Annotated in this window: 14 protein-coding genes; 7 read left to right on the top strand and 7 right to left on the bottom strand. The window is 72.7% G+C overall.

Annotation, left to right across the window (positions count from 1 at the left end; genetic code table 11):
* Positions 1-2 precede the first annotated feature (2 nt).
* The 4 genes from metX to ACI3EY_RS14565 all read left to right on the top strand — a co-directional run bounded on the left by metX (position 3) and on the right by ACI3EY_RS14565 (position 4,644).
* A complete protein-coding gene (gene metX, locus ACI3EY_RS14580) occupies positions 3-1,283 on the top strand; it encodes a homoserine O-acetyltransferase MetX (protein ID WP_405040885.1) in 1,281 nt (426 codons plus the stop codon).
* Between the two features lie 86 nt (positions 1,284-1,369).
* Positions 1,370-1,867 carry an NfeD family protein gene (locus ACI3EY_RS14575; RefSeq protein ID WP_405040884.1) on the top strand — a complete coding sequence of 166 codons (498 nt, stop codon included), beginning with the start codon at positions 1,370-1,372 and terminating at the stop codon, positions 1,865-1,867.
* 45 nt (positions 1,868-1,912) lie between these two features.
* Positions 1,913-3,190: an SPFH domain-containing protein gene (locus tag ACI3EY_RS14570; RefSeq protein WP_405040883.1), complete on the top strand. Its 1,278-nt coding sequence runs from the start codon at positions 1,913-1,915 to the stop codon at positions 3,188-3,190.
* Positions 3,191-3,399: 209 nt separating this feature from the next.
* A complete protein-coding gene (locus tag ACI3EY_RS14565) occupies positions 3,400-4,644 on the top strand; it encodes an amidohydrolase family protein (protein ID WP_405040882.1) in 1,245 nt (414 codons plus the stop codon).
* Positions 4,645-4,665: 21 nt separating this feature from the next.
* On the opposite strand, the gene ACI3EY_RS14560 is transcribed toward ACI3EY_RS14565, so the two are convergent.
* The 5 genes from ACI3EY_RS14560 to ACI3EY_RS14540 all read right to left on the bottom strand — a co-directional run bounded on the left by ACI3EY_RS14560 (position 4,666) and on the right by ACI3EY_RS14540 (position 9,534).
* A complete protein-coding gene (locus ACI3EY_RS14560) occupies positions 4,666-5,193 on the bottom strand; it encodes a gluconokinase (protein WP_405040881.1) in 528 nt (175 codons plus the stop codon).
* Positions 5,190-6,668 (bottom strand): GntP family permease, encoded by a 1,479-nt coding sequence (locus tag ACI3EY_RS14555; RefSeq protein WP_405040880.1) that lies wholly within the window; start codon positions 6,666-6,668, stop codon positions 5,190-5,192. Before ACI3EY_RS14555 ends, ACI3EY_RS14560 begins: the two co-directional genes overlap by 4 nt.
* A 151-nt stretch (positions 6,669-6,819) precedes the next feature.
* Entirely contained in the window at positions 6,820-7,599 is a 780-nt protein-coding gene (locus ACI3EY_RS14550) for an aspartate/glutamate racemase family protein (RefSeq protein WP_405040879.1), read from the bottom strand.
* Positions 7,596-8,852, bottom strand: a complete 1,257-nt coding sequence (locus tag ACI3EY_RS14545) for a carboxylate--amine ligase (protein WP_405040878.1) — start codon at positions 8,850-8,852, stop codon at positions 7,596-7,598. Before ACI3EY_RS14545 ends, ACI3EY_RS14550 begins: the two co-directional genes overlap by 4 nt.
* A gap of 13 nt (positions 8,853-8,865) precedes the next feature.
* Positions 8,866-9,534 (bottom strand): IMPACT family protein, encoded by a 669-nt coding sequence (locus tag ACI3EY_RS14540; protein WP_405040877.1) that lies wholly within the window; start codon positions 9,532-9,534, stop codon positions 8,866-8,868.
* A gap of 41 nt (positions 9,535-9,575) precedes the next feature.
* Here ACI3EY_RS14540 and ACI3EY_RS14535 point away from each other — a divergent pair, with 41 nt between their 5' ends.
* The 3 genes from ACI3EY_RS14535 to ACI3EY_RS14525 all read left to right on the top strand — a co-directional run bounded on the left by ACI3EY_RS14535 (position 9,576) and on the right by ACI3EY_RS14525 (position 11,184).
* Positions 9,576-10,250 (top strand): copper resistance CopC family protein, encoded by a 675-nt coding sequence (locus ACI3EY_RS14535; RefSeq protein ID WP_405040876.1) that lies wholly within the window; start codon positions 9,576-9,578, stop codon positions 10,248-10,250.
* Between the two features lie 164 nt (positions 10,251-10,414).
* The gene (locus tag ACI3EY_RS14530; protein ID WP_405036533.1) at positions 10,415-10,663 is read left to right on the top strand and encodes a DUF3073 domain-containing protein; all 249 of its coding nucleotides are present in this window, start codon (positions 10,415-10,417) and stop codon (positions 10,661-10,663) included.
* Positions 10,664-10,803: 140 nt separating this feature from the next.
* A complete protein-coding gene (locus tag ACI3EY_RS14525) occupies positions 10,804-11,184 on the top strand; it encodes a hypothetical protein (RefSeq protein WP_405036534.1) in 381 nt (126 codons plus the stop codon).
* A gap of 90 nt (positions 11,185-11,274) precedes the next feature.
* On the opposite strand, the gene purM is transcribed toward ACI3EY_RS14525, so the two are convergent.
* Together purM and purF are read right to left on the bottom strand one after the other, a co-directional pair.
* The gene (gene purM / locus ACI3EY_RS14520; protein ID WP_405040875.1) at positions 11,275-12,393 is read right to left on the bottom strand and encodes a phosphoribosylformylglycinamidine cyclo-ligase; all 1,119 of its coding nucleotides are present in this window, start codon (positions 12,391-12,393) and stop codon (positions 11,275-11,277) included.
* 70 nt (positions 12,394-12,463) lie between these two features.
* The gene (gene purF, locus ACI3EY_RS14515) at positions 12,464-14,044 is read right to left on the bottom strand and encodes an amidophosphoribosyltransferase (RefSeq protein WP_405036536.1); all 1,581 of its coding nucleotides are present in this window, start codon (positions 14,042-14,044) and stop codon (positions 12,464-12,466) included.
* Between the last annotated feature and the right edge of the window lie 20 nt (positions 14,045-14,064).

The following is a 14,064-nucleotide window of genomic DNA, read 5'->3' as shown; positions in this document are numbered from 1 at the left end:
GGATGAGCGCCGAACCGGTCACGCCGCCGCCCGCCTCCGGCCCCGGCCCCGGCCCCGGCCCCGGCCCCGGCCCGACCGCACGCTCGCACCGGCGCACCCAGCCGGTGGGCACCCTGGCGCTGGAGTCGGGGACGGCGCTGGAGGACGTGCGGGTCAGCTACCGGACCTGGGGGCGGCTGAACGCCGACCGCTCCAACGCGGTGCTGGTGCTGCACGCCCTCACCGGTGACAGCCTCGTCGTCGGCGAGCGGGCACCGGGCCAGCCCACCGCCGGGTGGTGGCCGGGGCTCATCGGCCCGGGCGCCCCGATCGACACCGACGAGTACTTCGTCATCGCCCCCGACGTCCTCGGTGGCTGCCGCGGGACCACCGGGCCGTCGGCCCCGGCCCCGGACGGGCGTCCGTACGGCAGCTCGTTCCCCTCGATCACCGTGCGTGACCAGGTGCGGGCCGAGGCGCTGCTCGCCGACGCGCTGGGCATCGGCACCTTCGCGCTGGTGGTCGGCGGCTCCGTCGGGGGTATGCGCTCGCTGGAGTGGGCGGCGACCTTCCCGGGCCGGGTCAGGCGCTGCGTGGTGCTGGCGGCCAGCGCGGCCGCGAGCGCCGACCAGATCGCCTGGTCGGTCCCGCAGCTGCACGCGATCCGGCTGGACCCCGGCTTCCACGGCGGCGACTACTACCCGGGCCCGGGCCCGCGATCCGGCCTGGAGGTGGCGCGCCAGATCGCGCACACGACCTACCGGTCGGCCGACGAGCTGGGTGCACGCTTCGGCGGCCTCGCGCAGGCCGGGGAGGAGCCGCTGCACGGGGGACGGTATGCGGTGCAGTCCTACCTGGAGCACCACGGCAAGAAGCTGGTCCGCCGTTTCGACGCCAACTCCTACCTGGTGCTGACCGAGGCGATGAACAGCCACGACGTCGGCCGAGGGCGCGGCGGGGTGGAGGCCGCCCTGCGGCGGGTCACCGCGGAGCTGACGGTGGCGGTGGTGAGCAGCGACCGCCTCTTCACCCCGGCCGACGGCGAGGTCGTGGCCCAGGCCCCCGCGTGCCGTGAGCTGGCCGTGATCGACTCGCCCTACGGCCACGACGCCTTCCTGATCGAGACCGAGCAGGTCTTCGCGGTCATCACCCGGGCCCTGGCCGGCGCCCCGGTCCCGCCGGCGAACCGGCCGCCCCGCCGGGCCGAGCCGGCGACCCGCCGGGGCTGCGCCGAGCCCGCGCCCGGGGTCGGCGCGGCCGGGCAGCAGGACACTCCCCGGCTGGTCGGCAGCGGCCTCTGGTAGGGGGCTCGGCCACACCCGGGGGAACCGCCCGGGCCCGCGACTCGTCAACCCCGTAGGATCGATGATCACCGGGGAAAGGAGTCCTCATGCCTGACTGGCTACGCGATTCACCGCAGTGGCTGTGGTGGGTGGGTGCCGCCCTGGCCTTCGGGATCGTCGAGATGACCACCCTCGACCTGCTCTTCCTGATGCTGGCGCTGGGGGCGCTGGTCGCCGCGATCGTGGCGGGCACCGGCATCGACCTGATCTGGCAGGTCCTCATCTTCGCCGTCTCGGCCGGGCTGTTCGTCGTCGCCCTGCGACCGGTGGCGCTGCGCTACATACAGCTGGAGGGCCGGGGTGGGCCGATGAACGTGGAGGGCAACATCGGCCAGACCGCCACCGTGCTGCAGCAGGTCACCGACCGTTCCGGTCGGGTGAAGCTACGCGGGGAGGAGTGGAGCGCCCGGGCCGAGCTGGAGGGGCAGACCTTCGAGCCGGGCGCGCTGGTGGACGTCGTCCGCATCGACGGCGCGACCGCCGTGGTGACGCCGTCCACCCCCGAGGACAAGCCCTTCGACCTGGAGCCGCCGCCCCGGACCTGAGCGGCGCACCGACCTGGCAGTACACAACAAGGAGATCGCAACCACATGGAACCCGTAGACTTCATCATCTGGGCGGTGGTGATCCTGGTGGCGCTCTTCGCCATCACCGCCATCGCCCGCGCCATCCGGATCGTGCCGCAGGCCACCAGCGTCATCGTCGAGCGGCTCGGCAAGTACGACCGGACGCTGGACGCCGGTCTGCACTTCCTGGTGCCCTTCGTCGACCGGCCGCGCGCCGTGGTCGACCTGCGTGAGCAGGTCGTCAGCTTCCCGCCGCAGCCGGTGATCACCAGCGACAACCTGGTGGTCTCGATCGACACCGTCATCTACTTCCAGCCGACCGACCCGAAGTCCGCGACCTACGAGATCGCGAACTACATCCAGGGCATCGAGCAGCTGACCGTCACCACCCTGCGCAACGTCATCGGCTCGCTCGACCTCGAGCAGACGCTGACCAGCCGCGACATGATCAACGGCCAGCTGCGCGGGGTGCTCGACGAGGCCACCGGCCGCTGGGGCATCCGGGTCAACCGGGTGGAGCTCAAGGCGATCGACCCGCCCGCCAGCGTGCAGGACTCGATGGAGAAGCAGATGCGCGCCGAGCGTGACCGTCGCGCCGCGATCCTGAACGCCGAGGGTGTCAAGGGCAGCCAGATCCTCACCGCCGAGGGCGAGAAGCAGGCCCAGATCCTGCGCGCCGAGGGTACGGCCCAGTCCGCGATCCTCGAGTCCCAGGGTGAGGCCCGCGCGATCCTGCAGGTCTTCGACGCCATCCACAAGGGCAACCCGGACAGCAAGCTGCTGGCCTACCAGTACCTGCAGATGCTGCCCGAGATCGCCAAGGGCGACTCCAACCAGATGTGGGTCGTCCCGACCGAGCTCACCGCCGCCCTCGCCGGCATCGGCAACGCGCTCGGCGGCGGCAAGGGACCGGACACCGCGGGCCTGGACGCCCCCTCCAGCGGGATCAGCTCCGAGGTCGGCGACATCGACCTGGGCGAGGACGTCCCCGTGCTGGAGGACCCCCGTGAGGCCCTGCGCCGGGCCCGCGAGGAGGCCGAGGGCGCGACCCGCGACGCCGAGATCTCGACCCGCAAGCGCTCCAAGCAGGACGCCGACGCCGCCATCGCCGAGGCCGCCGAGAAGGCCCGTCAGGCCGCCAAGCCGCACGCGGCCGGGCAGCAGGACGAGGCCTCGCAGGCCGAGCTCGGCACCCTGGAGCAGGAGTCGCCGGTCGTGCCGGACCTCCCGCAGCAGGACACCGGCTCCGCGCAGCCGGAGCGGACGGGCGAGCAGCAGGACCCGGAGCGCCGCGACGGCTGAGCACCGACGACGGCCCCGCCACCGGGGCCGACCGACCCGCAGGGGCGTGACACCGCACGGTGCCACGCCCCTGCGGCGTCCCCGCCCCCTCTCTCCCACCGGGCGTCGCTCGTGGTTGCCCCCGGACCCACCGGGCGTCGCTCGTGGTTGCCCCCGGACCCACCGGGCGTCGCTCGTGGTTGCCCCCGACGCGTCCTTAGAGTGGCGGGATGTGGATTCGTGACGTGCGCCCCTGGGGCGGTCCCGCTGCCGACATCCGACTGGAGGGCGAGGCCATCGCCGAGGTATGCACCCACGGCGGCCGCGGGCGCCCCCGTGCCGAGGGTGGGTCGCCCGGCGTGAGCGAGGACGGGCATACCGAGGAGCTGGACGGGCGCGGCCGGCTGCTGCTGCCCGCCTTCGCGGACGTCCACGTGCACCTCGACTCGACCCGGCTCGGGCTGCCGTTCCGGCCGCACACGGGCGGGCCGGGCGTGTGGACGATGATGCTGAACGACCGCGAGCACTGGCGCGACGCCGAGGTGGGGATCGTGGAGCGCGCCACGCATACCCTCGGGCTGATGATCGCCCGCGGGACGACACGGGTGCGCTCCTTCGCGCAGGTCGACACGGACGCCGGGCTGGAACGGCTGGAGGCCGTGCTGGCCGCCCGGGACGCCCACCGGCACCGGGCCGAGGTGCAGGTCATCGCCTTCCCGCAGGCCGGGCTGCTGCGCGAGCAGGGCTCCGCCGCCGTGCTCGAGGACGCCCTGCGCGCCGGGGCCGACGTGGTCGGCGGCATCGACCCGTGCACCCTGGACCGCGACCCCGTCCGCCACCTGGACATCGTCTTCGACCTCGCGCAGCGGTATGCCGTGCCGGTCGACATCCACCTGCACGAGCCCGGGGAGCTGGGCCGCTTCTCCGCCGACCTGATCCTCGAACGGACCGAGGCGCTGGGGATGCAGGGTGAGGTGCTGATCTCGCACGGGTACGGGCTGTGGGACGGCACCCAGGAGCAGACCACGACCTTGGTGGAGAGGTTCGCCGCGGCCGACATCGCCACCGCGACGATCGCCCCGGGAGGGCGCCAGACGCTGCCGCTGCAGCAGCTGGCCGAGGCCGGTGTCCGGGTGGGGCTCGGCGAGGACGGCCAGCGCGACTACTGGTCGCCGTACGGCAACGCGGACATGCTGGACCGGACCTGGCAGCTCGCGTTCACCCACGGCTTCCGGGCGGACGAGCTGGTGGAGCACGCACTGGCGGTGGGCACCCGTGGCGGGGCCGGCATCATGGACGCCTCGCTGACCCGGCTCACGGGCGTCACCGACCGTCCCGGGCTCGCCGTCGGTGACCGGGCCGACCTGCTCCTGGTGGCCGGGGACGCCCCGACCGCAGCGGTGATGGACCGGCCCACGGACCGCACGGTGCTGCACCGGGGCAGGGTCGTCGCCGACGCCCTCGTCCTGACCTGAGCGGGCCCGGCCGCGGGACCCTCAGAGGTCCAGCTGCGCCACGACCATCCGGGCGATGCGTTCCGGCGGGTTCGCGACGTCGATCGTCACCCCGCGCTCGTCGGGTCCGAGCGGCTCCAGGGTGTCGAGCTGGGACTCCAGCAGCGAGGGTGGCATGAAGTGGTCCCGACCGCTCATCCGCTCCAGCAGCAGACCCTTGTCCCCGAGCAGGTGCACGAAGTAGGTCCCGGCACCACCCTCGCGGAGCAGATCGCGGTAGTTGGTCCGCAGCGCTGAGCAGGTGAGGATCGTGGGCCGACCCTGCCCGTCGTGCTCGGCCGTCCAGTCCGCCAACGACCGCAACCACGGCCACCGGTCGGCGTCGACCAGGGGCCGCCCGCCGGCCATCTTGTCCACGTTGGACTGCGGGTGGAAGTCGTCGCCCTCGGCCATCTCCCACCCGAGCCGGTCCCGCAGCGCGGTGGCGATGGTGCTCTTGCCCGTCCCGGAGACGCCCATGATCACCAGGTGCAGCGGCACCCCGGTGGCAGGGTCGGGCAGCGGCGTCATGGCACCACCATCCACAGCCCGAGGGCGATCACGAAGATGGACAGCCCGAGCGTGGTCTCCATCACGGTCCAGGTCTTCAGCGTCGTCCTGACGTCCATCCCGAAGAACCGGCTGACCAGCCAGAAGCCGGAGTCGTTCACGTGCGAGAGCACCGTCGCGCCGGCGGCGATCGCCAGCACCAGGCAGGCGATCTTGAGGTCGGAGAGCCCCTCGGCGGTGACCGCGGCCGAGATGAGACCGGCGGTCGTGGTCAGCGCGACCGTCGCCGAACCCTGGGCGACCCGGAGCAGGGTGGCGATCAGGAAGGCGGAGACGATGATCGGCAGCCCCAGGTCGGCCATGCTCTCCGACAGCGCTGCCCCGATCCCCGAGTAGCGCAGGACCCCGCCGAACATGCCGCCGGCACCGGTGATCAGGATGATCGCGCAGATCGGGCCCAGGGCGTCGTTGAGCAGGCCCTCGATGGTGGACAACGAGCGGCCCTTGGTGCCGAGGACGTAGGTCGCGACCAGCAGCGTGATGAGCAGCGCTACCGGTGTCTGCCCGAGGAAGATCAGCACGTCCAGCGCGGCACCGTCCCCGAGCACCCCGGCCGCCCGCAGGGTGGCCGTCCCGGTGTTCAGCGCGATCAGCAGGAAGGGCAGCAGCAGCAGTCCGAGGACCAGCCCGAACGAGGGCGGGGCCGCCTGCGGGGAGATGTCGGACGGTCCGCCCGCCCCGCCGGTGTCGTCGGCACCGGAGTCGGTCCCGCCGTCGGTGCCCGACCCGCCATCGGTGCCGGACCCGCCGCCACCGACGGAGACCGTGCTGCGCGACATCGCCTCGTTGATCGGGACCATGATCTTGCCGGCATAGGCGGTGGTGAACAGGTAGACGCCGACGTACCAGGCGACGAACGCCACCGGTATACCGATCAGCATGCTGAGCCCGATCGACCCACCCAGCTCGGTCGCGGCGGTGACCGGACCCGGGTGCGGCGGCACGATCGCGTGCATCGCCGCGAAGGCACCGGCGGCGGGGATGGCATACATGAGCACCGAGCCGCCGAACCTGCGGGCGACCGAGAAGATGATCGGCAGGAAGACGACCAGCCCGGCGTCGAAGAAGATCGGCACGCCGAAGAGCAGCGCCGCGACGCCGAGCGCGAACGGTGCACGTTGCTCACCGAACCGGCTGATCATCGTGTCGGCCAGCACCTGGGCGCCGCCGGTGACCTCCAGGATCCGGCCGATCATCGCGCCCAGCCCGACCAGCAGCGCCACCTGGCCCAAGGTGCTGCCGAAGAAGCTGACGGCCACCTCGGCCAGGTCTCCGAACGGTATGCCCGCCGCCAGTCCGGTGATGAAGCTGACCACGATGAGCGCCACGAAGGCGTGCATCTTGAGCCTGATGATGAGGAAGAGCAGGACGGCGACCGCGACCGCCGCGATCGTCAGCAGCACCCCCGCGCCGTAGACAGGTTCCATCGGTTCCATGGCGACTCCCGGGTCGTCGTTGACGTAGACGTGCCCACGGTAGACCCCGGGTACGACCGACGTGTGCGCGGCGACCACGAGCGACGCTCGGTGGGTCTGAGTGCAACCACGAGCGACGCTCGGTCGAGAAGAGTGGGCTGGAGGGAGCCGGTCAGGACGGGATGAGGGTGGCCAGCACCTCGGTGACCAGCGCCGCCTGGGCGTCGACCACGTCGTACGGCAGCCCATCACCCGCCTGGTCCGCGAGCACCGACAGCTCCGTGCAGCCCAGCAGGACCGCGTCGGCGTCGCCGCGCAGCCGTCCCACGAGGTCGAGGAAGTCCCCGGTCGGCACCTCGACCCCGGCCTTGACCCCCTGGTAGATCACCGCCATCACCTCGGCCTGGCCGGCCGCCTCCGGCAGCAGCACCTGGGCCCCGGCGGCCTCGAGCGCCCGCTGGTAGAGCCCGCTGCCCCGGGTGCCGTCGGTGGCCAGCAGCATCACCCGGGGTCGACGGGCGGCATCACCACCCCCGGCCCCCGCACCGTCAGCGCCCCCAGGACCACCTGCGGCCCGGACCGCTCCCCGGGCGCCCACCTCGATCAGCGACAGCAGCGGCACCGGCAGGTCGGCGGGCAGGAAGGCGTGTGCCGTGTTGCAGACGATCACCGCGAGGTCGGCCCCCAGCCGCCCCAGCAGCTCCAGGTCCCCCATCAGGTAGGGCACCGGGTCGGCGGTGGTGTCGTCCTGCAGCCGGGCGGTCCGGTCGGGCGTGGTGGCGTGCCCGAGGACGACCGTGTCGATGTGGTCCTGGTCCCGGGCCGCCGGGGTCGCCCGCACCAGCGCATCCAGGAAGGTGACGGTGGCGGCCGGGCCCATCCCGCCGAGCACGCCCAGCACCGGACGCCGCCAGGTGTCCGGCAGCAGCCGCTCGTCGCGTCCCCCGCTCATCCGGTCACCGGCGAGCGATGGTGGGTGGCGAAGTCCCGCACGTAGTGCACGTCGTTCTTCAGCTGCGCGAGACGGCGCTCACGACCGTGGTCGGCGGCATACCGCAGCGGGCGCAGCACCCGGCCCTCCCGGCGGATCCGCCGCAACCGGGTGCGGACCCGGTCGTCCGTCACGTACCGCATCAGCAGCGGCACCGGCACGATCGAGTAGAGCCAGTCGTCGGTCTCCGCGCCCATCTCGACGTCCTCGAGCGGGTCCCGGCCCTCCACGTGCTCGCGCACCATCGGCACCAGGAAGGGGTGCCCGGCGGCGCTCATGTAGGCGTGCGAGCGCCCGAGCCGCGGGTTGAGCTCGAAGACGTGGCCGGTGTCGTCGCGCGGGTCCACCTTGACGTCGAAGTTGGCGTAGCCGGTCCACCCCACGTGCTCCAGCAGCCCGCGCACCTGCTCGGTGGCGACCGAGTGCTCGCCGTGCACGACGGCCAGCGGGTTCCCGATCAGCATCGGGTCGTGGTCCTCCAGCAGCACCTGCCCCATCCGCCCCCAGCGCACCCGCCCGGAGGCGTCCGAGTAGGTGGTGAGCACCCGCATCTGGTCGTCGCCGCCGGGGATCCGCTCCTGCACGACCAACCCCCCGGTATACCCGGCCGCGGCCAGCTGCTGCCGCAGGGCGGTGAGCTCGGCGGGTGAGTCGCAGTAGGCGACCTTCTGCTTCCCGGCGTACAGCAGGGTGCCGAAGGAGACGGAGTCGGCGGCCTTGACCACCACCGGCCAGCGCAGGTCACCCAGCAGGCCCACGGCCTCCTGCGCCCCGGCGGTGTCCGGGACGAAGGAGGTCCGGGGGTGGGCCACCCCCAGCTCGCCGCAGAGCCGCGCGAACTGCTCCTTGTCGGAGAGCCGCTCCATCAGGTCGACGTCCGGGTAGGGCACCGCGAACCGCTCGTCCAGCCGGGGGGCGAGCCGCGAGAGCGTGGTGCACCAGGAGTCGATGATCCCGAGCACCAGCACGCGGCGACCGGGGTGCGCGTCCGCGATGCCGCGCAACGTCGCCAGCAGCGTCTCGTCGTCGTCCATCCCCGGGCACGCCACGTGGTCCAGCACCGCCGAGCCGCGGACCGCGTAGGGCACCGTCCGACTGACCACGCTCGCGCGCACCCCGAGGTCGGCGTGGAAGGCCCGCGCCAGGGTGTAGGCCGCGAGCTCCGCGCCCAGGATCACGGGGACGAAGGGCACGGTGGTGGGGTACGGCGCCATGGCCTGGAAGTTATCAGCCACCGCTGGCCGGGCCCTGCACGTCGTCGGCGACGTCCCGCCACCCCTCCGAGCCGGTCCCCGGCAGCGGCTCGGCCCGGCCGCCGGTCAGCTCGGAGACGAGGGCGGGCAGGTCACCCGCCTCGGTGACCGGCACCTGCAGCCGCAGGGTCACCCCGGCGCCGTAGCGGACGTCCCCGATGCCCACGCCACGCGCCCGCAGGTCGTGCTCGACCCGCCCCGCGACGTCGTGGCCGACCTGCACGTCGACCTCGCGGACACGGACCCGGGTCAAGGTGCTCGCCTCCTCGACGGCTGCCCGGACCGCGCCTCCGTAGGCGCGGGCCAGGCCACCGGTGCCCAGCAGCGTCCCGCCGAACCACCGGGTGACGACCGCGACCACGTCGGTGAGCCCGGCATGGGTGAGCACCTCGAGCATCGGCATACCGGCCGAGCCCGCGGGTTCCCCGTCGTCGTTGCTCCGCACGGTCGCCCCGTCCGGGCCCAGCACGAAGGCCGAGCAGTGGTGGCCGGCACCCCAGTGCTCGGTGCGCGCCTCCTCGACCACCGCCCGCGCGCCCGCCTCGTCCTCGACCCGGCGCAGCCAGCACTCGAACACCGAGCGCCGCTCCTCGGTCCGGGTCCGGACCGGGGCGGCGAGCGTGCGGCAGGTGGTCGGTTCCACCCACGCAGGCTACGCCCAGCAGCCGTCCATACTGTTGGGGTATGACGCGTCTGCCCAGGATCCCGCTCGCCCTGCTGCTTACCGGCGCCCTCGTGCTGGCCCCCGGGGCGGCCCAGGCGCACGACGAGCTCACCGGCTCCGAGCCGGTGGACGGTGCGACCGCCGAGGCGCCGGAGGAGGTCACGCTCACCTACAGCGGTCAGATCGCGACCGTCGGGGCGACGGTGCAGGTCACCGACGAGGACGGCCAGGAGGTCACCGACGGCGATCCCGAGGTGGAGGGCACGAGCGTCGTGCAGGACCTGGTCGACGACCTGCCCGACGGTGAGTATGCCGTCGCCTGGCGGGTCACCAGCGAGGACGGACACCCGATCTCCGGTGAGTTCGGCTTCGCCGTGACCGGCTCGCAGGAGCAGGCCACCGAGGAGGAGACCAGCGCCGAGGAGAGCAGCGCACCCGCACCCACCGAGGAGACCGGTGCGGCGGAGACGACCGAGCCGGAGCCGACGACCGCGGAGGCCACCGAGGAGGAAACCGAGGACGCTGGCAGGGAGACCACGACCGAGGGGACCTCGGAGGCCACCGACGCCGCCACCGAGGCGAGCACCGACAGCGACTCGGGCGGACTGCCCTTCTGGGCCTGGGCCTTCATCGCGGCCGCCGTCCTCGGACTGGGCGCCGCGCTGGCCATGTCCTGGAGCCGCGCCCGCCGCTGAGCACCGTGTCGCGCAGGGTGCAGACCCGGGCGCGATGCGGGACGTGAGGGTCCTCTCATGTACCGTAGGCAGCACGGATTACACACATACCCGGGCCGGCTCCGCGACCTGAGCAATCAGCCAGCGATGCCGCTCCGGCTGACTCGATACAAGGGGGTCTCGCCATGGGGCGCGGCCGGGCCAAGGCAAAACAGATCAAGGTTGCACGGAAGCTGAAGTACTCGGCACCGGAGACCGATCTTTCGGCACTCGAGCGTGAGCTGCACGGCTCACGGGACGGAGACCTAGGACGCTCCGTACCCGCCGCCGAGGAGGAGCCGGACGAGGACGACGACCCCTACTCCGCCTACGTGGCGGACGACGAGGGTGAGGACGACGACTACGGGTCCTGGACGGCGGGCGACGGGCGCTGAGTCCCAGGAACCGCCAGGAGGCCCGGTGGACCCATGAGGACTCCACGGTCACGGGTCGAGGCAGACGGAACCGCGGCTGGGTACTCATTCCCCTGGTCGCGGTCATCGTCGTCGCGGCCACCGTGGGGTATGTCCGTTTCATGGGCTTCGAGACCATCAGCTACGAACTCCGGCACTGCCAGGAGACGCTGAGCGGGGACGCCGACTGGGAGCAGGTGCAAGCCGCGGCCTGCGACCCCCAGGACGCCGCGACGACCACCGTGGAGTTGGTGCACGAAGGTGGTGCGGAGTCCCCGGACAGCACCTCTGGCTCCGTCTACACCTTCGAGGACTGGCCGGTGAACTCTCCGTCGCACAGCATCTCGGTGACCACCTCGGAGGCCGTCAGCTCGGTGATCGTGGTCGAGCCGACGAACGAGGTCGTCAGGGACGAGCTGACCAGTGACGCGTCGGACACCCGCTGGAGCGGGTTCATCGGCTCGCGTGGTCCGACCGAGTACTGGGTGCTCGTCACGCCCTGAGGCGCGGCACGTCCAGGCGCTTGGTCGGGCATACCCAGACGCCCGGTCGGGCATTACGGGACGCCCGGTCAGGCATCTCGGGACGCCCGGTCAGGTGTAGGCGCCCACGACGCGGACGGTGCCGCCGTCCACGCCCTTGGCGCCCTGCACGACCGTGACGTCGTCGTGGTCCGGCTGCCCGGGCTGCGGGTCGCCCAGGTCGACGGTGCCGATCTGCCAGGTGTCGATCTTGGCGTCCGTCAGCAGCGAGGTCGCCCGTCCGGCCAGCTCGGCGTCCACGACCGCGACGAAGCCGACCCCCATGTTGAGGGTCTGCTCCAGGTCGGCCAGCGGCACCCGCCCCAGCTCACGGACCAGGGTGAAGACCGGCGGCAGCTGCCAGCAGCGTTCGATGGTGGCGGTCGCCCCGGCCGGCAGCACCCGCGCCAGGTTCGCGGCCAGGCCTCCCCCGGTGACGTGCGAGAGCGCGTGCACCCCACCGTCCAGGGCGCGGATGAGCGAGAGCAACGGCAGCGAGTAGATCCGGGTCGGCTCGAGGCACTCCTCACCGAGCGTGCGCCCCAGCTCGGGCACCTCCCGCTCCCAGCCCCAACCGGCGGCCTCGACCACCCGGCGCACCAGGGAGTAGCCGTTGCTGTGCAGGCCCGAGCTGGCCAGCGCGAGCACCACGTCCCCGGAGCGCACCCGCTGCGGGCCCAGCACCTCGTCGCGCTCGACCACCCCGGTGGCCGCCCCCGCCAGGTCGTACTCGTCCGGGTCCAGCAGACCCGGGTGCTCGGCGGTCTCGCCACCGACCAGGGCCACCCCCGCGAGCTCGCAGCCGCGGGCGATGCCCGAGACGATCGCCGCGATGCGTTCGGGGACCACCTGGCCGCAGGCGATGTAGTCGGTCATGAAGAGCGGCTCGGCACCGCTGACCACGATGTCGTCGACGACCATCCCGACCAGGTCCTGGCCGATGGTGTCGTGCACGTCCATCGCCTGCGCGATCGCGACCTTGGTCCCCACCCCGTCGGTCGAGGTCGCCAGCACGGGCGCCCGCATGCCGCGCAGCGCGGAGGCGTCGAACATCCCGGCGAAGCCGCCGAGCCCGCCCAGCACCTCGGGCCGCTGCGCTCGGCGCACCGACTCCTTCATCAGCTCGACGGCGCGGTCGCCGGCGTGCACGTCGACCCCGGCGCTGGCGTAGGTGATCGGCTGGTCGGTCATCGGTGTCCCCTCGAAGTGGTCATCGGGTGGCAGCGGACGGCAGACGGCGTGGGCGTATGCCGGGTCGGGCTCAGGGCCGGCGGACGGCCGCGTCGGCGCCCGGGGAGGCGGTGACGCCGACGCCTTCGACGTCCAGGGTCCCCACGTCGGTCGGGTCGGTGCCCTCGTGCACCACCGGGAACTGCAGCTCGAGGACGTCCTTGCCGAGCTGGCCCTCCTCGGGCAGCCCGATCGGGTACTCCCCGGAGAAGCAGGCGGTGCACAGGCTGGAGCGGGGCTGCTCGGTGGCGGCGACCATCCCGTCCTCGGAGATGTAGCCGAGGGAGTCCGCCCCGATGCTGGTGCAGATGTCACCGCTCTCCAGCCCGGTCGCGATCAGCTCGGCCCGGGTCGCGAAGTCGATCCCGTAGAAGCAGGGCCAGCGCACCGGCGGCGAGGAGATGCGCACGTGCACCTCCGCGGCACCGGCCTCGCGCAGCATCCGGACCAGCGCGCGCTGGGTGTTGCCGCGGACGATGGAGTCGTCGACGACCACCAGGCGCTTGCCCTTGATCACCTCGCGCAGCGGGTTGAGCTTGAGCCGGATCCCCAGCTGCCGGATGGTCTGGCTGGGCGCGATGAAGGTGCGGCCGACATAGGCGTTCTTCACCAGCCCCTGGCCGTAGGGGATCCCCGACTCCTGGGCGTACCCGATGGCGGCGGGCGTCCCGGACTCCGGGGTGGGCATCACCATGTCCGCGTCGACGGGGTGCTCGCGCGCCAGCTGACGGCCCATCTCGACCCGGCTGTTGTAGACCTCGCGACCGGCGATGGTGGTGTCCGGCCGGGCCAGGTAGACCCACTCGAAGACGCAGCGCTTGGGCGCGGCCTCGGCGAACCGGCGCGAACGCAGCCCGTCGGCGTCGATGGCGATCAGCTCGCCGGGCTCGATCTCACGGACCACGGACGCGCCCACGATGTCCAGCGCCGCCGTCTCCGAGGCGACCACCCAGCCACGCTCCAGCCGGCCCAGGACCAGGGGGCGCACACCCTGCGGGTCGCGGGCGGCATACAGCGTGGACTCGTCGCAGAAGACCAGGCTGAACGCGCCGCGCAGCTGCGGCAGCACCTGCATCGCGGCCTCCTCCAGCGGGAGGTCCTGGTCGGCGGTGAGCAGGCCGGTGACGATCGCGGTGTCGGTGGTGCTGCCCCGGCTCACCTCGCCGCCCGAGCGTGACAGGTCACCGCCGTGCGCCTGGCGCAGCAGGTCCCGTAGCTCGGCGGTGTTGATCAGGTTGCCGTTGTGCGCGAGCGCCACGGTGCCGTCGGCGGTCCCGCCGAGCGTGGGCTGGGCGTTCTGCCAGCTGTTGCGGCCGGTGGTGGAGTAGCGACAGTGGCCGACCGCCAGGTAGCCCTGCAACGAGGCCAGGGCTGACTCGTCGAAGACCTGGCTGACCAGCCCCACGTCCTTGTAGACCACCAGCCGCGAGCCGTCGCTGGTGGCGATCCCGGCCGCCTCCTGGCCCCGGTGCTGCAGGGCGTAGAGGCCGTAGTAGGTGAGCTTGGCGACCTCCTCACCGGGCGCCCAGACCCCGAAGACACCACAGGCGTCCTGGGGCAGGCGTTCCTCGGGCAGGAGGTCGTGCGAGAGCCGTCCGTCAGCGCGAGCCACGACCTCATCGTCCCACAGCC

It is taken from the genome of Serinicoccus shuyuelongi, from assembly GCF_045032955.1.
Classification (GTDB): Bacteria; Actinomycetota; Actinomycetes; order Actinomycetales; family Dermatophilaceae; genus Ornithinicoccus.
Note: the sequence above shows the minus strand (reverse complement) of the source record. Positions and strands in the feature narration are given on the sequence as shown.